This window comes from Eudoraea sp. (assembly GCF_049669105.1).
In the GTDB taxonomy this organism is placed as follows: Bacteria; Bacteroidota; Bacteroidia; order Flavobacteriales; family Flavobacteriaceae; genus Eudoraea.
On sequence record NZ_JBATKE010000197.1, the window covers coordinates 1 to 24,087 of the forward strand.

Annotated in this window: 24 protein-coding genes; 15 read left to right on the forward strand and 9 right to left on the reverse strand. The window is 39.5% G+C overall.

Annotation, left to right across the window (positions count from 1 at the left end):
* The 3 genes from WBM60_RS14910 to WBM60_RS14920 form a co-directional block, all read right to left on the reverse strand.
* Positions 1 to 637, reverse strand: a 637-nt coding sequence (locus tag WBM60_RS14910) for a hypothetical protein (RefSeq protein ID WP_424283271.1), incomplete at its 3' end; no start/stop codon positions are given.
* A gap of 252 nt (positions 638 to 889) precedes the next feature.
* Complete coding sequence (locus WBM60_RS14915) at positions 890 to 1,267, reverse strand: DUF2200 domain-containing protein (protein ID WP_424263106.1); 378 nt, start codon at positions 1,265 to 1,267, stop codon at positions 890 to 892.
* Between the two features lie 122 nt (positions 1,268 to 1,389).
* Positions 1,390 to 2,145, reverse strand: a complete 756-nt coding sequence (locus WBM60_RS14920) for a DUF6090 family protein (protein WP_424263104.1) — start codon at positions 2,143 to 2,145, stop codon at positions 1,390 to 1,392.
* Positions 2,146 to 2,308: 163 nt separating this feature from the next.
* Between WBM60_RS14920 and WBM60_RS14925 the strand changes: the two genes are divergently transcribed.
* The 7 genes from WBM60_RS14925 (at position 2,309) to WBM60_RS14955 (ending at position 10,278) form a co-directional block, all read left to right on the forward strand.
* Positions 2,309 to 2,710 (forward strand): hypothetical protein, encoded by a 402-nt coding sequence (locus WBM60_RS14925; protein ID WP_424263102.1) that lies wholly within the window; start codon positions 2,309 to 2,311, stop codon positions 2,708 to 2,710.
* Between the two features lie 335 nt (positions 2,711 to 3,045).
* Positions 3,046 to 3,621, forward strand: coding sequence for a hypothetical protein (locus WBM60_RS14930; protein WP_424283272.1), 576 nt, complete (start codon positions 3,046 to 3,048; stop codon positions 3,619 to 3,621).
* A 342-nt stretch (positions 3,622 to 3,963) separates the two neighbouring features.
* The gene (locus WBM60_RS14935; RefSeq protein WP_424277459.1) at positions 3,964 to 4,767 is read left to right on the forward strand and encodes an aldo/keto reductase; all 804 of its coding nucleotides are present in this window, start codon (positions 3,964 to 3,966) and stop codon (positions 4,765 to 4,767) included.
* A gap of 242 nt (positions 4,768 to 5,009) precedes the next feature.
* Entirely contained in the window at positions 5,010 to 6,503 is a 1,494-nt protein-coding gene (locus WBM60_RS14940; RefSeq protein ID WP_424262835.1) for a YfcC family protein, read from the forward strand.
* 41 nt (positions 6,504 to 6,544) lie between these two features.
* Positions 6,545 to 7,534 (forward strand): SIS domain-containing protein, encoded by a 990-nt coding sequence (locus tag WBM60_RS14945; RefSeq protein WP_424262837.1) that lies wholly within the window; start codon positions 6,545 to 6,547, stop codon positions 7,532 to 7,534.
* A gap of 5 nt (positions 7,535 to 7,539) precedes the next feature.
* Positions 7,540 to 8,397 (forward strand): PfkB family carbohydrate kinase, encoded by an 858-nt coding sequence (locus tag WBM60_RS14950; protein ID WP_424277454.1) that lies wholly within the window; start codon positions 7,540 to 7,542, stop codon positions 8,395 to 8,397.
* A gap of 348 nt (positions 8,398 to 8,745) precedes the next feature.
* Positions 8,746 to 10,278 (forward strand): amidase, encoded by a 1,533-nt coding sequence (locus WBM60_RS14955; RefSeq protein ID WP_424283273.1) that lies wholly within the window; start codon positions 8,746 to 8,748, stop codon positions 10,276 to 10,278.
* Between the two features lie 171 nt (positions 10,279 to 10,449).
* On the opposite strand, the gene WBM60_RS14960 is transcribed toward WBM60_RS14955, so the two are convergent.
* From WBM60_RS14960 to WBM60_RS14970, 3 genes are all read right to left on the reverse strand, one after another.
* The gene (locus WBM60_RS14960; RefSeq protein ID WP_424283274.1) at positions 10,450 to 11,088 is read right to left on the reverse strand and encodes a YceI family protein; all 639 of its coding nucleotides are present in this window, start codon (positions 11,086 to 11,088) and stop codon (positions 10,450 to 10,452) included.
* 141 nt (positions 11,089 to 11,229) lie between these two features.
* Positions 11,230 to 11,955, reverse strand: a complete 726-nt coding sequence (locus tag WBM60_RS14965) for a peroxiredoxin (RefSeq protein ID WP_424277451.1) — start codon at positions 11,953 to 11,955, stop codon at positions 11,230 to 11,232.
* Positions 11,956 to 12,244: 289 nt separating this feature from the next.
* Positions 12,245 to 13,555, reverse strand: a complete 1,311-nt coding sequence (locus WBM60_RS14970; RefSeq protein WP_424262847.1) for an erythromycin esterase family protein — start codon at positions 13,553 to 13,555, stop codon at positions 12,245 to 12,247.
* Positions 13,556 to 13,972: 417 nt separating this feature from the next.
* On the opposite strand from WBM60_RS14970, the gene WBM60_RS14975 reads away from it, so the two are divergent.
* Positions 13,973 to 14,749 carry an RNA polymerase sigma factor gene (locus WBM60_RS14975; protein ID WP_424262849.1) on the forward strand — a complete coding sequence of 259 codons (777 nt, stop codon included), beginning with the start codon at positions 13,973 to 13,975 and terminating at the stop codon, positions 14,747 to 14,749.
* 11 nt (positions 14,750 to 14,760) lie between these two features.
* Positions 14,761 to 15,159, forward strand: a complete 399-nt coding sequence (locus tag WBM60_RS14980) for a hypothetical protein (RefSeq protein WP_424262851.1) — start codon at positions 14,761 to 14,763, stop codon at positions 15,157 to 15,159.
* Positions 15,160 to 15,423: 264 nt separating this feature from the next.
* On the opposite strand, the gene WBM60_RS14985 is transcribed toward WBM60_RS14980, so the two are convergent.
* Positions 15,424 to 15,825 carry a hypothetical protein gene (locus tag WBM60_RS14985; protein ID WP_424262853.1) on the reverse strand — a complete coding sequence of 134 codons (402 nt, stop codon included), beginning with the start codon at positions 15,823 to 15,825 and terminating at the stop codon, positions 15,424 to 15,426.
* A 39-nt stretch (positions 15,826 to 15,864) separates the two neighbouring features.
* Positions 15,865 to 17,835 (reverse strand): ATP-dependent zinc metalloprotease FtsH, encoded by a 1,971-nt coding sequence (ftsH, locus tag WBM60_RS14990; protein WP_424277450.1) that lies wholly within the window; start codon positions 17,833 to 17,835, stop codon positions 15,865 to 15,867.
* 246 nt (positions 17,836 to 18,081) lie between these two features.
* On the opposite strand from ftsH, the gene WBM60_RS14995 reads away from it, so the two are divergent.
* A complete protein-coding gene (locus WBM60_RS14995; protein ID WP_424262628.1) occupies positions 18,082 to 18,489 on the forward strand; it encodes a hypothetical protein in 408 nt (135 codons plus the stop codon).
* 880 nt (positions 18,490 to 19,369) lie between these two features.
* On the opposite strand, the gene WBM60_RS15000 is transcribed toward WBM60_RS14995, so the two are convergent.
* On the reverse strand, positions 19,370 to 20,338 hold the full coding sequence (locus WBM60_RS15000) for a 1-phosphofructokinase family hexose kinase (RefSeq protein WP_424262626.1): 969 nt from the start codon (positions 20,336 to 20,338) through the stop codon (positions 19,370 to 19,372).
* A 419-nt stretch (positions 20,339 to 20,757) separates the two neighbouring features.
* Between WBM60_RS15000 and WBM60_RS15005 the strand changes: the two genes are divergently transcribed.
* From WBM60_RS15005 to WBM60_RS15025, 5 genes are all read left to right on the forward strand, one after another.
* The gene (locus WBM60_RS15005) at positions 20,758 to 21,135 is read left to right on the forward strand and encodes a response regulator transcription factor (protein ID WP_424262624.1); all 378 of its coding nucleotides are present in this window, start codon (positions 20,758 to 20,760) and stop codon (positions 21,133 to 21,135) included.
* 140 nt (positions 21,136 to 21,275) lie between these two features.
* A complete protein-coding gene (locus WBM60_RS15010) occupies positions 21,276 to 22,445 on the forward strand; it encodes a hypothetical protein (protein WP_424277944.1) in 1,170 nt (389 codons plus the stop codon).
* A 169-nt stretch (positions 22,446 to 22,614) separates the two neighbouring features.
* The gene (locus WBM60_RS15015) at positions 22,615 to 22,821 is read left to right on the forward strand and encodes a dodecin family protein (RefSeq protein ID WP_424262620.1); all 207 of its coding nucleotides are present in this window, start codon (positions 22,615 to 22,617) and stop codon (positions 22,819 to 22,821) included.
* Positions 22,822 to 23,038: 217 nt separating this feature from the next.
* Positions 23,039 to 23,677: a class I SAM-dependent methyltransferase gene (locus WBM60_RS15020; protein ID WP_424262618.1), complete on the forward strand. Its 639-nt coding sequence runs from the start codon at positions 23,039 to 23,041 to the stop codon at positions 23,675 to 23,677.
* The gene (locus tag WBM60_RS15025) at positions 23,674 to 24,087 is read left to right on the forward strand and encodes an archease (protein WP_424262616.1); all 414 of its coding nucleotides are present in this window, start codon (positions 23,674 to 23,676) and stop codon (positions 24,085 to 24,087) included. Before WBM60_RS15020 ends, WBM60_RS15025 begins: the two co-directional genes overlap by 4 nt.

Below are 24,087 nucleotides of genomic sequence, written 5' to 3' on the forward strand. Positions count from 1 at the left end.
TGTCTTTAGCATAATTAGTTAAAACGGTTTTATTATCACCTACAAGAGACTTTATATTGATTGTAGACATATTTTTCGCCTCCTCTCCTTCTTTCTGGGAAAGAATCTCAAAGTTGTTTTCCTGCCATTTGACATATTCAGCATCATTAACTTTAGTACGGTCAGGTAAGTAGGGAGAAACTATACCTTGGGTGTGGTGATACTTTTTAAAAACCGTAATCTTTCCTTCAATAACAACTTCTAACATAAGATTTTTAGGAATTTTGTCTTGTTTTCTTTTGGCAAATAGATTGACATATTTTGCCTTTTTGAATTTTTTACTGTTTTCAAGTGTAAAACTTTGCAAGTCGTTGGCATCATACACCACAACGTCTTTATCTATATTTTCCCCTTCACTGAAAGCCGTATAGGTTTTCTCGTCAATCAGGTTAACCCTTTTTTGAAATTCTTGAGGATTCATCATATCCATAAATATATATCCACTAATCTCATCCCCATTTTCAAGAGTTATTGTACCTTTTTCATATTTTCCTACCGAACTAGGCGTTCTTAATTGCGCTTTAGCATTGTTATATATCAAACTGAAAAGTACTATTAGCATTAATGTAATAGTTGAGTAATTTTTTACTGTTTTCATATATTTGATTTTTATTAAAATTGCTTTTGCTTATTTAATACACACGTTGTTCCAAAGATAGGTAATTGCTGCTAACGGTCTCGGCTATTAGTAGTTGCGTGTCCCGATAGCTCTTAACTTTGCAAGTACACACCAAATTGAAAATCCTCTCGGATTTTCGAAAGTAGGCGAGTACTAGCAATGAATTATAATGTCTCAGATTAAGGGAGAATTTGTTTGTTTTTCACCTCAGTTCTTTGTTAGCACCAGTTTTTATTTCTTTTCTACTCGTAAAATATTTTCCATTTTACGACCTTTTGCTAATTCATCATACAACTTATCTAAATATCTACATTTTCTATACAATTCAAATTTATCCGGTATTTCTTCAATTCGATAACCACAAATTACGCCTTTTATGAGGTGAGCATTGGGATTCAATTCTGCTTTTTGAAAGAATGTTTCAAAAGTTACTTTTTCATCAATCAATTCTTGTATTTTCTCTTCATCAAATCCGGTTAGCCATTCTATAACCTGGTGAAATTCTTCTTTCGTTCTACCATTCTTCTCTAACCTATTTATATAATGAGGATAAACAGATGCAAATGTCATTTGGGCAACTTTTTCGTTTTTTTCAGCTGTAACTTTCATTATTATTTGATTTTGAATTAATTGGTGCTAACGGTTTCGTATAAAATTAGTACTTGTATTTATTTTATGCGTTGTTATGCTTTCGTTAATTATTGGTTTAGTTCTAAATCATAAAGCCTAAATTACTTTTTGCCAGTCATGTCTTTTTGAATAGCAATTAATCGATTGAGTACTTTTTCGGTTGCAGTCAGAATTTCATTTCTATTAATACCTCCCTTGACATTCATACATTTCCTTGACGCAATAAAACTCTCTACTGTTCGGTACAAATCATAAGTATCTACATTTGTCCATGCTTCTTCTGTTAATGGGCCACTGAGTGCTTTATATTCACCTATGGTATATTTTGAATTTATTGCCCGATATTGAATAGTATGACCCTCTATTTGCCCATTTAGAATAGTACCTTTAATATTTTGAATTGTTTGTAACTCAATTAAAGAATTATAAGTCTTATCATCAAAGTATTCTAACGTTCCATTGGATTGAATAGCAAGTAATGTATTAGTGTTTAGAGGTCTTTGATATAAGTAAAGAGAAGGTAATTCATATCTTGTTATCTTAATTAGAGTATCATTATTAGCATTGGGATGAGATAGTCTTCCTATTAAATTTTCTAGTATTCTGTTGTCCTCATTGGTAAACCTAATCTGTTCATTCACAATTATTGTGTCTTGTTGTAAATCCTTAATTAAGGATTCTGTATAATCAGATAGCGTTGCTTTCTGTTTGCGCGTTTCGTTCCAGTTATTTATTCCTAGTGCAATCAAAATTCCAATCACTACTAAAATAATTTCTCCAATCGCGTAAAGCAGATATTTACTGAATTTATTTTCAGTTAATAGTTTTTGTCTAATATTTCTAAAGAAATTGATCATTGGAAGGAAGTAGCTGGTTGTACTTCCTAAGGTAGGGCATTATTTAGAAAAGTGTTCTGGTAGTTCAATCGCCGTTGCCGTGAATACTCTTAAAATTAGCTGAAAAACAATTTCCTTTTCCTTCTTTTTGATTATCTTGACTTATAGATCAAAGCTTTTTGCCATGAAAGCACTTAAAAAAGGACTGCAATTAATTTCCCTTTTCTTTATGTCAATTATGATGTTTCAGAGTTGTGTGGCTTATCAAAGTGCCTCAGTAAGTTTGGAGCAGGCTGTCAGGGAACAAAAACGGACTAAGATTAATACCATCTCCAAGAAAAAACACCATTATGAACAAATAGTATTTGAAGAGGGACAATTCTGTGGCCTTCAAAAACTAAATAAAAATATGGTCAAAATTCCTTTAGATACTAATGAAATAGATGAAGTTTTTATACAGAGTAAAACCAAATCAACCTGGTTGACGGTTGCTATTATAGCTATTCCCTTAATCGCACTCACAATAATTGCTATAAATGATCTGGACAATTCTTTGAAAGCACCCGCAATCTTTGGCGGTGAATAAAGCATATTGTCGGCATCAACAAGTCCATCAGCCATCATATAGCAAGGAAAACTATTGCTTACACGGCAATGCTTTACAATGATGTTTCTATCGCTACCATTGCACGAGGTATAAAGATTCATCTTCACCAGAACCCGGGGAAACAGAAGCGCCAATACCTGCTCAATTTGATCATGATTACAGGGTGCAGTTTTAAAGGAGACCTATAATTTGAGCATTTGAGCGAAAAACAAATAGGTTCGCTGATTATGGTATATTATTTGTCTTTAGTGACCTTCAAACTATTCTTCATGGTATTTACTGCTTTTCTTTATAATGGTAAAAATGTCGGTTTCATGTTCTTCATACTAATACTGTGTTATTCGTTTCAAGGCATTAGGGCCCAAACCTATGAACCCGGATTCATAGTGCTCAACAGTAAAGATTCACTTTATGGATCGGTGAAAGACCGGAATGACGGGACGCTCTTTAAAAAAATCAGGTTCAAGGATGAACGCGGCAGGGTAAAGCGCTACAGTGCGGAAGACATTTTGGGCTATAAGGCAGGGATACATACGTATGAATCCCTTTGGTATGCTGAGGAAAATCAGTTTTTTAAGTTTCATTATTATAGCCGACCCGGATATGGCAAAAAAGTCTTTTTAAAGGTATTGGCCATGGGACCCTTAGGTTGTTATGCAAGGGAATTTTTACATGACGACAATGATTACCTGGATCAATTTGAACTGTTTCTACGGGAAGGTGAAACCACTATGGAACGGGCCACCCAAGGTGTCTTTGGTCTTAAAAAGAAACGCCTGGCCAGCTATTTTTGGGATTGCCCCACCCTGGTAGAAAAAATAAACAACCGTTCGTTGACCAGGCCCCTGGAAGTGGTGGACTATTACAATGCGTTTTGTGGGCGCCCGTAAATCGCGCTATTTTCTTGTCTTATCCCTTTTTGAATGCTTCACTTTCCAAAGGTATATTCTTAATTTCTTGTTGAGGCCGCCAAAAAAGTTTGTTTTTAAACAAGTTACAAATCTCCTATCTTCTTGAGCCTCCGTTAAAAGAAATTGAAACTCATCAGAGTTTTAGCTATTTTTATATAAATTAGAAAATGAGAAATAAGTATGGAAAATCATGGTAAGGGTTTAGTAAAACGTCGGGAGTTTTTAAAAAGAAGCACAAAGTTTGCTGCTGCAACTGTGTTTGTGGGTTTAGGCAGTTCAGAACTATTCGGAGCGCTTTCTGCTACCCAAATAAAAAATTCAATTCCAACCGTACTGCTCAACAACGGGATACCAATGCCAAGGCTTGGTTTTGGCACAAATACCCTAAAAGGAGCTATCGGTACACGATGTGTGTTTGATGCAATTTCAGTGGGTTATCGCCTTATTGATACCGCTCATATTTACGGAAACGAAGAAGCTGTAGGAGAAGGGATTAAGCAAAGTGGTATTGATAGAAAGGAACTATTTATAACCTCAAAACTTTGGGTTGACGATTCGGGCTATGAAAGCACAAAGAAGGCATTTGAAACATCGATAAACAAACTGGACGTAGCCTATTTAGATCTATATCTTATCCACCGGCCCAGAGGAGATGTAAAAGGCACTTGGCAGGCGATGGAAGAGCTCTTCAAGGAGGGGAAAATCCGAGCTATTGGTGTGAGTAATTTTGAACCTGATCAACTTGATGCTATGATGGAATATGCCAAAATAAGACCTGCAATCAATCAAATCGAGACCCATGTTTTCTTCCAGGAGGACAAGTCATATGAAATTTTGAATAACTCTGAGACGCAAATGGAAGCCTGGTCTCCTTTTGCTGCCGGACGAAATGAAATTTTCAGCAACCAAACCCTCGCTGCCATAGGCAAGAAGTATACCAAGAGCATCGCTCAGGTATGCTTAAGGTGGCACTATCAGAGAGGAATTATTGCAATTCCAAGATCTTCCCAAAAAGCACATATGATTGAAAATCTGGATATTTTCGATTTTGAGCTTGCTGAATCTGATATGCAGACCATTGCAACACTGGATCTGAATACTACTCAATTTCCTGAATGGGGATGAAAATGAAGCGCTTAATATTGCCTTTTATAATTTCAAGGTATATGATACCAGCTGCTGTTAGATGGAAGAATTTTATGCTATCTTCAAACTGGAATTAAGCCCCGGTTGTATTTATGTTACTAATGCTTCTGATTTAAAGAATAAACTGTATCGAATAACAAAAATACGTCATTAAAAGAGTCGTTTATTAAAACTGTCATGGTGCTTTTGGACTAACTAAGAAATAGTAACAGAATTCATAAATGAAAAAACTAAAATTTCCAACAGCCCAAACCATTCTAATCATCATCGCCGGATTTGTAACACTTTTAACCTGGTTGGTTCCTGCAGGGAAATACGATAGCCTGGCTTACAATGCCATAAGCAATACATTTACCAAAACTGGTATAGTAGAAAGTGTTGAATTGCCTGCAACACAAGAAAGCTTAGAGAACCTCAACATTAAAATTCCTATTCACAAATTTACAAGTGGTGATATCTATAAGCCAATTGGAATTCCTAATACCTATAAAGAACTGGAATCAAAACCACAAGGCCTTGCAGCTTTGGCGAAATCGCCCATAAAAGGGATAATCGCAGCTGCAGACATCATCTTTCTAATCCTTATTATTGGGGGCTTAATTGGCATAATGAATCTTACAGGGGCATTTGATGCTGGCATATCCTGGATGGCAAAAACGCTTAAAGGCAGAGAGTATATTCTAATTATATTGGTAACAACACTAATTGCAGCTGGTGGAACAACCTTTGGTCTTGCGGAAGAAACGATGGCCTTTTACCCTATTTTAATTCCTGTATTCCTGGCAGCAAAATACGATGCGATGGTTGGGCTTGCCTGTATTTTTCTAGGGTCAGGAATTGGGACAATGTGCTCTACTATAAATCCGTTTTCTACGATTATTGCGTCGGATGCGGCGGGAATAAATTGGACCACAGGTCTCAACAATCGCTTAATCATGCTGATTGTTTGTTTGACGATTACTATTCTATACATTCTTCGCTATGCAAAACGCGTAAAAGCCGATCCAACGAAGTCAATTATTTATGACCAAAAAGAAGCCCTGGAGAAGGTTTTTGGAATAAATACAATGAATACAACAACGCAATTCACAAATAGACTTAGACTAATTATCGTTGTATTTTCACTATGTTTCATCGTTATGATCTATGGGGTTTCTTTTTTAGATTGGTGGTTTGTAGAAATGACATCCACATTTCTTGTTGGAGCAATACTTATTGGGATTATTGGAAAGATCAAAGAAAGTGTTTTCGTGGAGGTGTTTGCAAAAGGGGCAGCAGATTTATTGAGTGTTGCCTTTATTGTTGGCATCGCCCGGGGTGTTACCATTTTAATGGAAGATGGACTTATTAGCGATACCATTTTATATCATGCCAGTACAATAACAGAGGGGATGAACAAAGGTGTGTTTACAAATGCCATGCTATTTATTTATGGGGGTTTATCCTTTTTCATGCCCTCGTCCTCAGGAATGGCTGTTTTAACCATGCCAATCTTGTCCCCGTTAGCAGATACTGTAAACATTGGAAGAGAGATTATTGTTAACACCTATCAATATGGGATGGGTCTGTTTTATTTGATCAATCCTACAAGTTTAATCCTGGCAGCGTTGGCTATTGTAAAAATAGGGTTCAATAAGTGGGTGCAATTTATAATGCCGCTGCTTTTGCTATTGTTGATTACAACAATGATCTTGTTGACTATTTCTGTTTATTAAAATTAAAAAAGTATCCAACATTAGATAAAGATTAAATATTTATGAATTCAATCACCCTGCACACTAAGGCACTAGTCAAAATGCTCAAGGCGAGAGCTAAGGAGGGTGTTCAAATGTCTGAGGTGTTTTTAGTTGCCTGTGGCGGCTCACTGGTAGATCTCTACCCGGGCAAATTCTTCCTGGGGAGTGAAAGCTGTCTTTTGCGCACTGATCTCTATACGGCCAACGAGTTTGTTCATGCGGTACCGAAGGTGCTGGGGGAACGGTCGGTTGTCATCTTTTGCTCGCACAGTGGTATTACCCCGGAAATAGTTGAGGCGGTGAAAGTTGCAAAAGCAGCCGGTTCTCTTACGGTCTCATTAACTCATAACAAGTCATCAGATATTGCCGCTTTTTCGGATTACAATGTTGTTTACGAGTGGGGTGATGAATCAAGCGTTCAAAATAATCCGATGGCAATTACACTGGCACTTTGTCTTGAAATATTGCAACACTCGGAGGGATATGTCAATTACCACGAATTTCAGGAAGCTTTGTTAAAGATAGATGATGTCGTTGCGGCAGCACGCAAAAAAGTGGGCGCGCGGGTCCTGACATTTGCAGAGACGTATCAGAATGAGAAAATGTTCTATATTTTGTCTAGCGGAGCGAGCTACGGACACGCTTATGGCTTTGCGATCTGCTCTTTGATGGAAATGCAATGGCTGCACGCGAGCGCAATTCACTCCGGTGAGTTTTTTCACGGTCCTTTTGAAGTTACAGACAAAAAAACCAATTTCATTCTTTTGGTGAATGAAGGCCGCACTCGTCCCCTTGATGAGAGGGTGCTCGCCTTCCTTAAAAGTTACGCGAAGAATTATGTAGTAATCGACGCTAAAGAGCTTGGTATTGGGGTGCTTCCCGAGTCCGTTGTCGAGTTTTTTAATCCGGTCTTGTTCTACAGCGTACTGTGTGATTACCGGGAGGCATTGGCAAATATTCGCAATCATCCACTTGAAACACGCCGTTATATGGGTAAAGTGGAATACTAATTTTGATGATGGGAGAACGCGCAATGAAGGTTATAGGTATCGGCGACAATGTTGTGGACGACTATAGTCACATTCGGACAATGTTTCCGGGGGGTAACGCGCTTAACTTTTCGGTATATGCGTCGATGTTAGGCTGCAATTCGGCCTATCTGGGTGTTTTTGGAAGCGATGAAAGTGCTAAGCATGTGCAACGAACACTCGCCCGAATAGGCGTAGATACTTCCCATTGCCGCAGTGCTGACGGACCAAATGGTCATGCAATTTTGACAATCGAAGCTGGCGAGCGCGTTTTTATTTCATCGAACGAAGGTGGGATTAGCAAATCCGTACCAATGGAATTCATTTTTGACGATCTCGATTACCTGCAGACGTTTTCAATTGTGCATACCAGTGCGTACAGCTATATGGATGGCTATTTAGCTCAATTGCAACAACTCAACCCCTTGATCAGCTACGACTTTTCGGATGACTTCGAGAGCGAATATGCGCTTTCCCTATGTCAGTACATCGATTTCGCTTTTTTTTCCTGTGCCGAATGGACCGAAGAAGCAGTAACGGAGCTTCTTGAGAAAGTTGTCAATAAAGGCTGTTCCGTCGCAGTGGCCACACGGGGTCCTCATGAAGTCATTATGTTCGATGGTCGATCCTGGTTTAGACAGGCTCCCCAGGTAGTGATACCAGCGGACACGCTCGGAGCAGGAGATGCCTTCATCAGTGCATTCCTGATTTCCTATGTAGGAGGTAAAGCCAACACCAGTGTTCAGCCGCCCTTGTTGATTGAAAACTCCCTTGAGAAAGCTGCTTCCTTCGCTGCAGATATTTGCCAGGTGCACGGCGCTTTCGGACATGGCTTACGCTATTGAAATGTAAATTCACAAGAATTCCGGAGGCACGGCCAGCGTAACCGAGAAGCTTTGTAAAGTAGATTTAAGACGTATTAAGACACTATCTTAAATAGAAGATTACACACGTAAAACCGCTATGCGACTACTGTAATGAAGATATAAAGCAATCAAATGTAGCTCTATCCTTAAAATATAATATTAAAAACTATTTTAGTACAGATATAACAAGTTAGTTTCTGTACAAAAAATCAAAATGAAAATCAACATTGTAAACTCAATAGTCATTACTGGGTAACACAGGATTTACGAGAGTTAGGAAGAAAGTTAGTTGAAATGATTAATAAAGAATTAAATTAAGTAATACCAATGAACAAATTATATGTCGCATTATTTTCTGTAGCCATCGCACTTTATGGGTGTCAATCTCCAAAACCTTCAGAGCAAATTGACTTAGTGGAACTAACCGTTGAACAGATTCATCAAAGTTATGAAAAGGGAGATTACACTAGTCAACAATTGGTTATGGCTTATTTGAATAGGATTGAACTACTTGATACAAAAATAAATGCCTTGACCATCATAAACCCGAATGCGGTGTCGATTGCAAAAGAGCTAGATGAAGAATATAAAAGGACCAAAGTGTTACGTCCACTTCATGGAATTCCAATTATCGTAAAAGATAATATTAATACAGAAGGGCTTCCAACTACGGCAGGCGCTTTTGCTCTTAAAGATTTTATTCCGGAAGAAAATGCATTTGTTATTAAAAAATTAGTGGAAGCTGGGGCCATTATCATTGGAAAATCTAATATGGCTGAATGGGCATTTTCACCAATGCACACTGAAAGCTCTACAGGTGGTATCACCTACAATCCATATAATCTGGATTATGTACCGGCAGGTTCTAGTGGAGGAACAGCTGCTTCTATTGCTGCTAATCTTGCTATTGGCGGATTGGGCACCGATACGGGTAACTCCATTCGAGGCCCATCATCACATTGTGCTCTAGTGGGGTTTAGAACAACACTGGGGCTAATTAGCAGAGAAGGAATCGTGCCGTTGTTTTTGAGAAATGATGTTGTAGGACCAATGTGCCGTACAGTAGAAGATGCCACTCGTATAATGGAAGTTATGGTCGGTTTTGATTCGAAAGACCCCATCACCAAAAATTCTTTGAACAAAACACAAAACAATTACAGACAGTTTCTCATTAAGAATGGCCTGCAAGGTTCCAGAATAGGAATACTGCGAGAACTAAGCGATTACGAAATAGATCCCGATATAAATGAATTATTTGTAAAAGCAATTTCAGATTTGGATTCATTAGGAGCTGAAATTGTTGACCCAGTTCAAATTCCTGATTTTTCTAACTTAAGACAAAATCAGTGGTGTGCAACATTTCGAGCCGACGTGGAGTCGTTTTTAGATACCTACGTTAAAAGAGACACTATTAAAACTTTAGAAGACATAATTAGGATTGGTTCCACATCGGAATTTTCAAAAGGGCGATTGCAGGCTTATACCAGTCAAACTGGCAGATGGGGAAACGCAGATTCTGAATGTTTAGACGCCTACCACGATGAAAAAAGAATTGCTTTCAGAGAAGCCATCGAATCTGTTATGGACTCTTTGAATCTGGATGCCATTGTCTATCCGTCTTGGAATAATAAGCCGGCAAGAATCGATTTCTTTGAAAAGGAATATAAAGGGGATAATAGTCAAATTATTGCACCCCATACAGGGCAACCTGCTTTTACTGTTCCTATGGGATTTTCCGAAGATAATTTACCCGTCGGGCTCCAATTTTTGGGTAAAATGTATAATGAACCTATTTTGATAAAGCTTGCATACTCATATGAACAAGGAACAAAACATCGTAAACCCCCAATAATTAATTAATCAGTGGCGGATTAAATTCTTCAGACAGATTAGACAACAACTCCTGACTGAAAACCCGCCTGCATCGCTTTCGCGAAGCCAAGCCCGAAGGGCAGGTATAAAGGGCAAATACCTTAAATATGCGATTGGGAATTGTTTTTGACCTGTAATAAGCCACCTTTTTCATTCCCTCTACAAATCCGTTTTAATTGGTAATTTCAAAACAACATCCACATCTGGCCAAAGTTTGGAAACTCCATCGATACCGGTATGAACTTCATAGCACTCTTTGTTAAGGGATTTCAGTGCTTCTGTTCCGTTCCATTGCATAACATCTATATGGGTGGTCATGATAAGGGTATCGTTTTTTAGGGAATACGTATATGCCACATCATTCGTAATATTGTTCATTTTAAGTTCCAAAGCTTCCTTGCCTTCCTCTGTATCGAGAATTTTTCCGAAAATGGTATCTGTATGGAATACCTGGAAAAAGAAAGTCCTCAATTTGGGGTCCCGAATTTCATTTCCCGTATTTACCGATACTGTATTGATAGTCAATTCGGCATCTTCCAACAGGGTCTCGAGTGGACCATGATCATTTTTAAGGTTTAAGGCGAATTGGTCAAATATGCCACTTACCCCAAGTTTTTCGGTAAACTTATAGGCGGTCCATTTGATGGAAACCCCTGTAGTGTCTACAGAATAGTTCTGTGTCGATTGTACTTGAGTACGTTCGTCCATCTGTGGGACCTTCTTTTTTTCGGAAGTATTGCAGGAAAATATAAGAAAGACAAAAATCATTGATAGGGTATACCTTTGTAGTTGTTTCATGATTTTTTTCTTTAGTTCAATCTCAATACTGTTGTCATTTTTTACATGGAGTTGTCATTCCGATACATGAAGTATCACCGGCCAATATGTTGCATATGAAGGATTCTTCGCATCTCGGAATGACAACCGATTGGAGTTTTGTCAATTTTTAAGCACTGCCTCGAGCACTTTTTTCTTATCCAATTTTCGGGTACAGAAAAACCAGTCGGCACACTCCATTTCACCATTTGCAGATTCTACACGCTCTTTGGCAGTTCCGCAGGAACCGGCGGGAGGTACGATGACATCATCTCCAGGCTGCCAATCGGCAGGAGTGGCTACGGAAAATTCATCGGCGGTCTGCATGGCGATCAGGGCGCGATATATTTCGTCAAAATTCCGTCCCAAACTCAATGGATAATAAATAACAGCACGGATAATTCCATGAGGGTCTATAAAAAATACCGCACGTACTGCCTGGGTCTTACTTTCTCCGGGCTGGATCATACCATATTTTTTAGCTATCTCCATGGTTATATCCTCGATTAAGGGAAACTTAACCTCCATATTTTTCATACCCTTGAACTCGATCTTGTCCTTTATAGTGCGCAACCACGCAATATGGCTGTATAGTCCGTCTATGGATAACCCCACCAGTTTACAATTGGTATTGGCGAATTTGTCCTCCAATTTGGCAAAGGTCATAAACTCGGAGGTACAAACGGGCGTAAAGTCTGCGGGATGGCTAAAGAGGATGACCCATTTTCCTTTGTAATCATCGGGAAAATTAATCATACCCTGTGTGGTCACAGCCTGAAATGAGGGTGCGCTGTCGCCGATTCTGGGCATGGGTGTAATTTTTTCCTGTACTTCTAATAATGTTTCCATTTTAATTTCTTTTAATTAAACTATTAAACCTGAATCCATGAAGGATTCCGAATGCAAAAATAAGGGGATCAATGGTGTTCTGGAATGACCAACATCAGCATGGATAAATTTATTCAGGTATAAATTTGCCGCCAGATTTCTGGGGATACATTGACCCATAAAATCCTCTCATGAGATCTGTGTTGTGAAATCTAAAGCCCAAAAAGGGTTTCGAAAATACATATGTAATTGTATGAAGTTAAACCTGGGCTACTTGTAAAAATGGAAAATTGGACAGGGAAGGATAGACCTAAAATGCCCAGGGATACGTTTCAGGCAGTTGCGATTTATCTACATACACATCCATAGCATGCACCCCTTCCGAAGTATCAATATAGATAAAGGCATCATAGCGTTCGGGCATAACCGAGGGTACGTAATTACCTATTTTCTCAAAGAGCGGGTGGTACACCACCCCAATAGCACGTTGCCCAATCGGGTCTTTAAAGAGGTTATTTCCCTTTAAGTCGTTCATAAACAACAATTGATCCCCTTTTCCGGTTTGGTGCAAAAGCTGTTCCCACGAACCTTCGATGGCTTCCGGAACATGCATATTCCGCATGGGAGCGCCCCATTCTGAACTGGCTACGACTGTACCTTTGTACGATCCAAAACCTACTATTTTAGGATTGTGGCCCGGCAATTGCTCGCGTACCAACTGACCTACATTTACGGTACTGTCCAATGCCATGTCCGTTGCCCTGGCATCCCCAACATGGGTGTTATGCTCCCAGATAATTGCCTTTGATTTGGGTCCGTGAAAATGGAGCAAGCGCTTTAGGGTATCCATCATATGATGGTCACGCAGGTTCCATGAACTTTGGTTGGCATGTACCATGGAACGGTAATAGGCTTCCGCATTTTTCGCGATATGGGCATTCTGTTCCATATTCAGGGAGGCCTCTAAATCGGTATTGAAATGTTGGGCGCGGTTTTTAATATCCTGAAGCAATGATATCACTTCGTTTTCGCAGGTTTTGGGCAGAAAACGCTGCAATGATCTTGCGTAGGCCATACCCTTTTCATCGCCGAAAGGTTCAAAACAGCCCAGGGCCCTTTTGGCCGAAGGCACTAAGCTAATGTCGTGGGTCATCAGATAGTCCATGATGGCTTCCATGGATTCCCACAGGCTATAAACGTCAAGGCCGTAGATACCCACCCTTTCATTGGCAGGCAGCTTTTCATTGTGTATGTGCAACCAGTTGGTCAGGGCCTCTACTTCCCAGTTGGCCCACATCCAGGTAGGCCATCGGTTGAATTCTTTTAATACTTCTACTGAACTGTTATGACTGTTTTCATAGTGTTTTACATATCGGTTCACGCGATAAAAATCGGGCCAATCGCCCTCTACGGCAATAAAATTAAAACCGTGTTCTTCGATTAACCTTTTGCTTATGGCCGTACGCCAAGTGTAATATTCGTGAGTGCCGTGAGAGGCCTCGCCTAATAATACTACTTGTGAATCGGAGAGCTTTTCTATGAGGGAATCTAAATCCAAAGCATTCTCCAATTTCTTGCTTACTTTATCGAGGACCGCTATTCTTTGCTCCGAAGTATTCATGATGCTGTTATTTTAAATTGATTTTGAAGTAGTATCGGCGATTTCTTCGTAATACCGGATCAGGTCTTTCATGGTAATACCTGAAACAGGAAAAAAAATTTGTCGCTATATGGATTCTCAACAGATTTCATCCTTTCTATTAAGCTTACTACCCAGGCAAATTCAGAATATAATTTTACTAGAGAGTCATTACCGTCCTTCGTCCTGGCTCATGATAAACTCCGGAGAAAATCTGTTGACTTCAACAATTAGATCGCATTAAAAATAGCCTTGACAACTATTATTCAAAATGACGCACATCAGTCAGGCACTTTTTTAACATGCTTTTATTCTCCCCTACAAAATCGTTCTGACTGATGCTAATCATTTCACCGAACGTTTTATGTTCGCATTTTTGTTTTATAAAATATCAATAAAATGGAAAGCACTAGAACTTATTACAAAAGCCAAAAGGAGTTCCGAGTATTTGTAGCGAGTACTTTTTCTGATTTGGTCCGGCATAGGAAAATGGGCGAGAAAAAAGCGTTTAGCGAACTGTTGTTAAAAACCTTACCTCATGTAAATCGGTACATCGTGAAAAGACTGAATACCGCCATATCAAAAGGAAACCTTCCCCAGGGAAAATACAGGCCTGCCGATTTTGTAGATCAATTGTTCATCACGGCGTATGATCATTTTGATGAGGTCAAAAATGAAAAAGACTTATACCCATGGTTATTCAAAAAGGCTGATGAACTGTTGGAGGATAAAATTGTCGATGAGGAATACGATGAGGTTTTCTTTCAGAACATCGATGATTTTTCAAAACCTGCCTGGGATGCTATGGAAGAAAAATTTTCTACCGACGGCGATGGCGATCTGGTTATGATGGAAGAAATGGACGATATATCCTACGGAAACAAGGATTATATACTGAACCACGTTTTTGTGGAAGATGACAATAATGAAATGATTGCCAAACTGGACAGGGAATGGGGTGAAGAGAATATCAGGAAGCATGCCGAAATGGTATTGTACCATTTGCCACTATCTATGCGTGCGATATACGAACTTGCAACGGAACACCATTTTAATGTCGAGGAAATCGCAGAAATAAGAAATCAAAGCCTCAAGGAAGTGAAACAACTTTTAGAAGATGCCCGTAAGGCACTCAAAACCAGTTTTTATAATAGGGACAAAGAAATAAATCAATAATTACTACCACCATGAATACGAAAGCTTTAAATCAAAGTAAAGATTTTTTATTGGGTGTAGGGTTAGACATTCTACATAGAGAGAGTCTAGAATGGCTTGAAACCTTGGCCTTCTGGAAAGACGAGACCAGATTCTTCGCCGATCTGTTACGCAAAAAAGATAGCAGAGAAATGGAATATGGCAAAATGCTAAGTAATCTGGACAAGATCCATGAGAACCTGTTCGATTATCTCGCGGACGATATTATCAGTCATGAAAAATTATTGGCCCGTTTGGAAAAAGGCGAAAAAGGAATTGCGGATGTCGATTACAGAGACCGGCATAAAAACCTAAAGAATCGTATGCAACTTTTTACGAGCGATTTCCGCGAGTTTAAAAAAATGGTCTTTGGGTATGTTAAAAAACTTTGAATTTAAGGACGAAGAAGTAAAAACCGGCAAACAAATTCATTAGGCATGCCTATGGGAATCAACATTTTCACAAAGGAATACGGAACAACGGAGAGCATCTCCTCGATTTATAGTAAATGCCAGTGATATATCATCTTTAAACATGCCTATAAAGATTGTCCTTGTCTTTACTTTAACCCGATCAGCAGCCCAAAACAGGGTTCGGACATTTAGATCTTTAAGAGAAAATGCCCTGGGAAACAGCTCTTTTTTGGCCCGATATTGCTACATATACCTTGAAAGAAATCTAAAAAATTCCTTTTTCAAATCTGCATAGATCTGCCGTTGGGTTTCCATACGGTTTCTGAATTCCAGATGTCTTTTTACAAGCAGGGTATCCAATGTATTCTGCCCTGTTTTTGTTTGAGCGGCAATACGGGTCTCATGTTGCTCAATTGCCTCCTGCAAATCGTCTATGACACCGCCATGAAGGATAAATTCATTTTGATAATGTTCCAATTCTGCCAATACTGTTTTATCAGTCCACCGGGTTACAAGTTCACTTAATCTGTTTTTAAAGGATTTTAACTCGTCTTCCCAAAATGCAAGTTCTGAGCGCCATTGTTGGTGTTCAAAATGTAAATCTTCATTGAAGATTACTTCTTCCGGTTTGTGTGTTTTTTCCATGATGACTTTATTTTTATTAGTTTATTCAGTTCTATAATTTCACTCCTTGCTCTCGACCAGTTCTTTTACGCCTCTTTTTCCCAAAATCTTCTCCAGATCCTCTTTTTCTGCCACTTCTTGTTTTAAGAGGAGCTGCGCCAGTTTTTCCAGTTCTTCACGATGTTCCAGTAGTAAGTTTTTTGTTCTTTTATAGGCCGTGGTAACTAACTCATTTACTTGCTTGTCGATCTGTTGCGCCATATTTTCACTGTAGGGTTTCCCCAACAACCGTTCATTTTGTCCCGAGGAGTCGTAGAAACTGATTGGGCCTATCTCCTCATCCAGACCATAGTAGGCTACCATGGTATAAGCCTGCTTCGTCACTTTTTCCAAATCATCCAAAGCACCTGAGGAAGGCTCGTCAAAAATAATCTCCTCCGCGGCACGACCACCTAAAGAGGCACAAATCTGATCCATAAATTGAGATTTGGTTACAATTTGCCTTTCTTCAGGCAGGTACCAGGCAGCACCTAAAGATTTTCCTCGCGGAATGATGGACACCTTGACCAAAGAATCTACATTTTTAAGATACCAACTGACCACTGCGTGCCCCGCCTCGTGGTGTGCCACGATTTCTTTTTCCTTGGGCGAGATAATCTTGCTTTTGCGTTCCAGACCACCTATGACCCGATCCCGTGCTTCTATAAAATCTTCTTGTTCCACTTCCTTTTTTTTCTTCCGGGCCGCGATCAAGGCGGCTTCATTACAGATATTGGCGATGTCTGCCCCTGAAAAACCGGGACTCAGTTTAGCAAGAACATCTACATTTATATCTTTTGAAAGCTTCAGTGGGCGAAGATGCACTCCGAAGATTTCCTTTCGTTCCTCCTTAGTGGGCAGTTCCAGATAAATATGGCGATCGAACCTTCCAGGGCGCAGCAGGGCCTTGTCCAGCACATCGGGGCGGTTGGTGGCAGCCAGTACGATAACTCCTGTGTTGGGGCCGAAGCCGTCAAGTTCCGTAAGTAATTGGTTCAAAGTACTTTCCCGTTCATCATTGGCCTGAAACGCATTGACTTTACCACGGGAACGGCCCACGGCATCTATTTCATCGATAAATATGATACTCGGTGCTTTTTCCTTGGCCTTTTTAAAGAGGTCGCGTACCCTGGAGGCTCCCACGCCCACAAACATTTCTACAAATTCGGATCCCGACATTGAGAAAAAAGGAACCTGTGCTTCGCCTGCAACGGCCCTGGCCATTAAAGTCTTTCCCGTTCCGGGAGGGCCTACCAACAATACTCCTTTGGGGATTTTAGCGCCTAATTTTGTATAGGTTTCAGGATTTTTTAAGAAGTCCACTACCTCCATGACTTCTAACTTGGCCTCTTTTAAACCTGCAATATCTTCAAAGCTTGCCGAGCTTTTGGTGCCTTTTTCCGAAATATGGGGCGTTGATTTCCCAAAATTGAAGAGCGGATTTCCACCTGTACCTTTTCCACCCATTCGCCGTAGCATAAACATCCAGAATAAAATGATAATCCCAAAAGGTAACAGCCAGGATAGGATACCGATCCAACTGGTACGGGTCTCATATTGTACACTTATTTTTTCTGAAGAGGAAAAATCCTCTTGGGCGCGTTGCAATTTGTCCTCAAAAGTCTCTACCGATCCGATGGTTATCCGGTATAGTGGGCTTTCTTCAGCACGGAACAACTTTTCGCTGACCTCCTTGTGCCTTTGATCTCCCAGGTGGTCTTTTTTGATATGGATTTCCGCGAATTCTTTGTTTACCACAACTATTTTTGCTACCTCCCGTTGTGCCAAAAGGGTGTCTTGTAAAAAAGACCAACTGATTTCCCTGGTACCGGAAACGGGATTGGAAAAGAGAGCAAACCACAATATGAGTCCAAATAGAAAGAAATAGTACCAACTGAAACCATAACCTCCATAGGGCGGTTTAGGGTAGTTTTTATCGCTTCCCGAAGTATTGGATGTTCCTTTTTTATTTTTATTTGACACTTGCTTCATTTCTTTCTAAAATTGCAAATTGATATAATACTTCTACGGTATCTGATATGCTTGTGCTTAAAGTCTTCATGACCTTATATGGATCGTTGTATTTATTTGAACAATCCTTTATCATCATATATTAGGACACGGGTATTTTTCCGTAGAACAATCACAAAATTATTTTAAATGCATGTCTTCTGATATGATGTAGGTCATTTCGAATTTCTCTATCCTCCCTTTAATTTGTTATTGAAATTAAAAGTGATGGAAAACAGAGCGCTATTTAAATCAGGAATACTATTTATTATGGTTATAGTTTTATTGTTATTGGCAAGATGTGGCCCGGTTGTAGTTACTTCTCGGCCCAACAATCCGCCGCCGCCTTGGTTTTATCCAAACCGGGTAGAGGTGGTGCGCTATGTCTATTTTCCCGAATACATGATTTACTACGATCTGTCGGCAAGAACCTATCTGTATTTGGAGGGAAACGTTTGGGTGCGGCGCAACATATTACCACCTCGTTACAGTCACATCGATTTAGGGCGATCCCGATATGAACGGATTCGAGATTATAATGATGATAACATTCGGGGGTATCATGACGAGAATAATTCCAATCGGGGCAGGAGCAATAGGAATACCCCGGGAAGCAACAGAAACACAGGTAAATGAAAGGATTAAATAACTGTCGAATTAATTAAAAGTCATCATAAAGTATTTGCGGAAAATTTTCCCAAAATATTAGAAGGAAGATGAAGGCCATGGTCGCTATGTGATTGTTGCTTCGAAGCCCATATATTACTGACAAAAAAAAACAGGAAGCCGAAACTTCCTGTTTTCCATAAAGAAAGGGGATTCATCAACACTTTTTTATCAATCTCTTAAACCATTTTATTGCTAAAACGACCTAAACGATCGATTGGAGTACCAACTGCATCCGTTTTCTTTACTATGACCTTTACCATTTTGCAATGATGCCGATCAATACTATAAAGAAACTGGAACATTTGCATGTTCCAGTTTCCAAGAAAGTGTAAAAACCACCTTTGACCGCTTTGCGTAATTTTGAGTGAAACCTATTGCTAGGCCATAGCTAAAACCACACGGCATGGGGCATTTTCGACACCTTCTTATGCTAGACCTTATTACTCCCCACGAATAATAAGTTTATCGTTATTTATGATGTGTAGAAGTCGTTCAGACTCCGTTTTCAAAGAACTATTCCATTCAACTAAGATGCTAAACTAAGGAATGGCATCCAAGTTTAACATGACCTTCATCAGGTTAATACTATTTTTTGAAAAAGAAACCGGAACACCCAAATGTTCCGGTTTCCCGGATGATGCTTTCTGATCCGATTACCGCTTACACTGACCTCAACAAAATTTATAGCTAAACCTTATCGCGATTCAAATGGTCTAAAGGAACGTCATGCCTCTTCCATCCTGTCAAGCCTTAATTCCCCCGAGTAAGGCTTGTAAATTTTTCAATGAACTTTATTATTCTTAACTAAGCCACAAAAATACAAGGTCGATTTCTAGTTCCAAATGACCTAGATCAGTTTGGGGATTTTTTTCGCTTTTTTAACAGTATTATTTTCTATCCACTCACATAATTTGTCCGCATCTTCCCTATTACAAAGTTGTGTCCCAGGATGAAGCGTAGCGGCCGTACCACATGCTACGCCATATTTTACGGCTTCCCCTAATGATTTTCCATGGGTTAGGCTGAATACCATACCAGCGACCATACTGTCGCCTGCGCCAATAGTACTTTTTTGATGTACCGTAGGGGCGGGAATATATTCTATTTCATTTTTGGTCGCCCATAATGCACCTTTCGCACCTAAGGAAACCACGAGTACTTTACAACTAATTTCTTCAAGGAGCCTTTTGGCCAAAGATTCCAGTTCCATAGCCGAAATGGATGCTACATGCAAAATAGTGCTCAGCTCACCCAAGTTGGGCTTCATTAAAAAAATGTTAGCTTTCATGCTGGGAAGCAATGCTTCGCCGGAAGTATCCAATACCAGTTTCGCTTCCTTTTTATCTGTGATTTTCGAGACCCGTACATAAAAATCAGTTGGCATTTTGGGGGGTAATTTTCCACTGGCGACTAAAAAATCGTCTTTTTCTAAAATTTCCTCCAAAAGGGTCAGTACCTCCTTCCATTCTTCTTTTTTTACGTTAGGCCCCGGAACTACAAATCGGTATTGCAGCTGGGTATTTGTATCGGTTACGGAAAGGTTTTCACGGGTCCACCCTTCGATTGGAACTACTTTTTGTTCGATGTTATTATTGGATATTAATTGTTGCAAGTGGATTCCCATTGGGCCGCCCGACAAATACATACAAAGCGATTCAAAACCCAGGTTCTTCAAAGCCCTTGAAACATTGATGCCTCCACCTCCCGCATAATAATCAGGTGCTTTGCATCGCAACTTTTTGTTGGGCACAATGCCTGCTACAGAGGTGTCTTTATCAACTACAGGGTTCATGGTCAGGGTGATGATCTTATTCATTTCAATGTTTATTTATTTACCCTTATTACTTGTCCTGTACTATCACAACTATTTTTTGGCTTGCGCATGATGTAAATAACATAATTAAGGTAATCGCTGCTATTTTTATAGTTTTCTTTTTATCAAAGTTTGTTTCTTAAAAATTCTGGCATAAAGGAAGTTACATTGACGCTAATCGGAAATGATATAAATCATTCCTTGCTCTCCATTGGCAGTTTCGTGGATAAAATAAGTTAAGACCACTTTTTTCCATGCTGGGGATATGCTTTACATGGTTCTGGTTTGGTTAGGGATGTACAGGAATGGGAGTGGCCAGAATGTGAACTTTCCTTATTTGAAAGAAAGTTCACATTTTAAATAGGATTATTCTTTCAATAAGAACTGTTTTTGTATCTTCTATATCCCAATTCATATTGCTTATGACACGCATTCTTATTATTGAAGATGATGTGGGCATTCGCGGGAATACCGCAGAACTTTTACAGCTCGAGGGCTACCTTGTAACCACCGCTTCGAACGGTAGGACGGGTCTCGAAAGGATTAAATGTGAAACCCCGGACCTGATACTCTGTGATATTCTTATGCCGGAGATGGATGGTTTTGCGGTACTTAGACATGTGGGGCAAGATCCTGATCTAAAAAGAATACCATTTATTTTTTTCAGTGCGAAAACAGAAAAGATAGATGTTAAGGCAGGGATCGATGCTGGTGCGGATGATTACCTAACCAAACCTTTTGAACTTGAAGACCTTTTAACTACTATTGAAAAACACCTAAAAGAGCAAAAAATTTCTTAGCCCCTTTTATCTTAAAGAAGAGTATTGGTATAATAGGTCGTTAATCACTCACTAAGGCGATCTCAATAATTTCAACCTACTGATTTAAATCATTTTAAGTTCTCTTTGATTTGGGTATTTTGGCTCAAAATAGTTGAGTCATGAATATTTCCGAAAAACATCCACTGCCTAAAAAAGAATTTGAAACCCTAGCCGAAACACGCAATCTTTATTGTGTTTCCATATTCCTGCCCATGGATAAAAAAGGCAAGGAACAGAATATGCATTTGGCGCAGGCCCGGCTTAGACAAAGTATCAACGAGGTACAGAAAACGTTGGTGGAACATCAAATGCAGATGAATGAAATAGAAGAATATCTCGAACCTGTAGAGCAGCTTTTAGACAAGGTGGAGCTATGGAGGAACCCCTCCGATGGATTGGCTATCTTTTTGGATTCAGAGGATGGAATGAGATACTTTATGGTTCCCATTTCATTCGAGACAAAAACCTACGTAGCGGGCCATTTTTATCTTTTACCCCTGCTACCGTTATATCATAACGATGGGCTTTACTATCTTTTGGATCTTAGCCAGGATTACGTAAAACTGTATGAAGGGTCACGTTACTCTTTTAAGGATAGGTATCTGCAGGATTTTGCTCCGAAACAATTGGAAGATGCTGTGGGGTCCGATTATGAACAAAAGAATTTGCAGTTCAGGAGCGGACAGGCTACGTACGGGGCATCGTTTCACGGGCAAGGCGCGGGAAAGGATGATGAAAAGGATGAATTGTTGCGGTATTTCAGGATGCTGGACGAAGGTGTAAAAAAAATCACATCAGATTCGAAGGCTCCCTTGGTACTTTCATGTATCGATCGGCTGTACGCGCTGTATGCTGAAGCGAATACGTATAATAATCTGTACGATAAGCACCTGTCAGGGGACCCCGAATATAAAAAGGATGATAAAAGACATCAGGAATCATGGATGCTGGTCGAGGAATATTTTCAGCGACCTCAGTTCAATAAGATTAATAAGTTCAAAGAATTATTCCATACACAAAAGACTTCTTATGAGATAGATGCCATTGTGAACGCCGCGCTCAATGGTAAGATTGATACACTTTTTATCGAAGAAGGCGCCGATGTATTTGGTATTTATGATAAGAAGGACAACGAAGTTTCAATAGACGAAAAACACGAAATTAACAATGTATCGTTAGCCAATTTGGCTGCGGTGCAAACTTTCGAACAAGGGGGTGAAGTGTATTTTTTGCCTCCTGAACAAATGCCCGTAAAGGAAAGTCCGATGAACGCTGTTTTTAGGTTTTGATGGTTGCCAAGGAAAATACACCGTATTGAACATCGATTCTCGGGAGATTGATTCAACTCCTGGTGAAGCTTCATCAGTAATTTAATTTTGAAGCGATATGCACCGAAGTTCGGCTATTGATTGCTTAAGAACAGGAATTTAATTTATAAATTAATCAAAACAAATAATTATGTCAGTATTAAAAGTTGTTGAAATTTTAGGAAATTCTACGGAAAGTTTTGAAGATGCCGTACAAAATGTTATTAACGAAGTCTCAAAAAGCGTGAGAGACATCAAATCGGTCTACGTGCAAGACATGCAGGTAGCCGTAGCGAATAATAAGATTTCTGAATATCGTGTAAATACCAAAGTAACTTTCGAAGTTTTGGAACACTAAAATTGGTTGACCTAAATTAATTTGGTTGGTTCGAGAAGGTATCGAGGAAAAGCTGAATTTCCTTTGGGCGGTACATTATCTTTTTGTTGACATTCTTACCAGGTGTCCTAATCGCAGGCCTGGTTTTTTTACTTCTAAAAATCTGTGCAGGTTGACATAGATCATTGCAGCTGGACTTTATTCTAATGATATTTAAGGAATCATAAACAGAAGCACGATGACACACACAGAAATATTTGACAGACACGTAGAAGAATATGAGAAATGGTACGAAGACTATCCTGAAGTCTATCAATCCGAAATTGCCGCGATTAGGGAACAATTATTAAAACTACCGGAAAATATCAGCGGTATTGAAGTGGGTTTGGGAACCGGAAGATTTGCCCTTCCTTTAGGAATCAAAGAAGGCGTAGAGCCCTCCAGAGGAATGGCCGAAAAGGCTATCAAAAGGGGAATAGAGGTTATCGAAGGGTTAGCTGAACGCCTTCCGTACGGAGACATGCAATTCGATTTTGTGCTTTTTGTAACCATTTGCCATTTAACTAGTTTAAAGAATGCTTTGGCCGAAGCACACAGGGTATTAAAACACGAAGGTTCTGTATTGATCGGATTTTTGGATAAGGATAGAAGTATAGCGCAACAATATATCGAAAAACGCCATCGAAGTACGTTCTTCGCAAAGGCCAATTTTTATACTGTAGACCGAATACAGACATTGCTAAAGGAAGCAGAATTCAAAAACCTGGAATTCAACCAAACCCTTTTTGGTAACTTAGGTGAGATCGAGAAAATACAAATTCCAAAACCAGGTTTTGGAGAGGGCTCCTTTCTAGTGGTGAAAGCGACCAAAAAATGAAAATTCGATTCCTTCCCCACACTGCTGATATCCGTATGAAAATAGAGGGTTCCAGTCTAGAAGAGCTTTTTACTGCAGGAGTATTGGGAATGGGTAACATTTTAAAGGATGGTTTTTGTGATAAGAATGGCCCATTTGTGCTCAAGTTAAAAATTGAACTTACGGCACATGATGAAACCTGCCTGCTTATTGATTTTTTATCTGAAGTACTATCTTCTTCTTATGCCGAAAAAGCGATTTTTTGTGAAATAAAAATTTTGGAGTTGACAACCAGGAAGATAAGAGCAGAGATTCATGGCAGACAAGCTCACGGTTTTGATGAGGAAATCAAGGCAGTGACTTACCATGAGGCTGATGTGCAAAAAAATAATAACAGAGACTGGGAAACCCTGATCATTTTTGATATTTAA

Bases quoted from the DNA above. Each gene is read 5' to 3' on its own strand.
- WBM60_RS14915 (WP_424263106.1), bottom strand. From the start codon at position 1,267: ATGAAAGTTACAGCTGAAAAAAACGAAAAAGTTGCCCAAATGACATTT.
- WBM60_RS14920 (WP_424263104.1), bottom strand. From the start codon at position 2,145: ATGATCAATTTCTTTAGAAATATTAGACAAAAACTATTAACTGAAAAT.
- WBM60_RS14925 (WP_424263102.1), top strand. From the start codon at position 2,309: ATGAAAGCACTTAAAAAAGGACTGCAATTAATTTCCCTTTTCTTTATG.
- WBM60_RS14930 (WP_424283272.1), top strand. From the start codon at position 3,046: ATGTTCTTCATACTAATACTGTGTTATTCGTTTCAAGGCATTAGGGCC.
- WBM60_RS14940 (WP_424262835.1), top strand. From the start codon at position 5,010: ATGAAAAAACTAAAATTTCCAACAGCCCAAACCATTCTAATCATCATC.
- WBM60_RS14945 (WP_424262837.1), top strand. From the start codon at position 6,545: ATGAATTCAATCACCCTGCACACTAAGGCACTAGTCAAAATGCTCAAG.
- WBM60_RS14950 (WP_424277454.1), top strand. From the start codon at position 7,540: ATGATGGGAGAACGCGCAATGAAGGTTATAGGTATCGGCGACAATGTT.
- WBM60_RS14955 (WP_424283273.1), top strand. From the start codon at position 8,746: ATGAACAAATTATATGTCGCATTATTTTCTGTAGCCATCGCACTTTAT.
- WBM60_RS14960 (WP_424283274.1), bottom strand. From the start codon at position 11,088: ATGAAACAACTACAAAGGTATACCCTATCAATGATTTTTGTCTTTCTT.
- WBM60_RS14965 (WP_424277451.1), bottom strand. From the start codon at position 11,955: ATGGAAACATTATTAGAAGTACAGGAAAAAATTACACCCATGCCCAGA.
- WBM60_RS14970 (WP_424262847.1), bottom strand. From the start codon at position 13,555: ATGAATACTTCGGAGCAAAGAATAGCGGTCCTCGATAAAGTAAGCAAG.
- WBM60_RS14975 (WP_424262849.1), top strand. From the start codon at position 13,973: ATGGAAAGCACTAGAACTTATTACAAAAGCCAAAAGGAGTTCCGAGTA.
- WBM60_RS14980 (WP_424262851.1), top strand. From the start codon at position 14,761: ATGAATACGAAAGCTTTAAATCAAAGTAAAGATTTTTTATTGGGTGTA.
- WBM60_RS14985 (WP_424262853.1), bottom strand. From the start codon at position 15,825: ATGGAAAAAACACACAAACCGGAAGAAGTAATCTTCAATGAAGATTTA.
- ftsH (WP_424277450.1), bottom strand. From the start codon at position 17,835: ATGAAGCAAGTGTCAAATAAAAATAAAAAAGGAACATCCAATACTTCG.
- WBM60_RS14995 (WP_424262628.1), top strand. From the start codon at position 18,082: ATGGAAAACAGAGCGCTATTTAAATCAGGAATACTATTTATTATGGTT.
- WBM60_RS15000 (WP_424262626.1), bottom strand. From the start codon at position 20,338: ATGAATAAGATCATCACCCTGACCATGAACCCTGTAGTTGATAAAGAC.
- WBM60_RS15005 (WP_424262624.1), top strand. From the start codon at position 20,758: ATGACACGCATTCTTATTATTGAAGATGATGTGGGCATTCGCGGGAAT.
- WBM60_RS15010 (WP_424277944.1), top strand. From the start codon at position 21,276: ATGAATATTTCCGAAAAACATCCACTGCCTAAAAAAGAATTTGAAACC.
- WBM60_RS15015 (WP_424262620.1), top strand. From the start codon at position 22,615: ATGTCAGTATTAAAAGTTGTTGAAATTTTAGGAAATTCTACGGAAAGT.
- WBM60_RS15020 (WP_424262618.1), top strand. From the start codon at position 23,039: ATGACACACACAGAAATATTTGACAGACACGTAGAAGAATATGAGAAA.
- WBM60_RS15025 (WP_424262616.1), top strand. From the start codon at position 23,674: ATGAAAATTCGATTCCTTCCCCACACTGCTGATATCCGTATGAAAATA.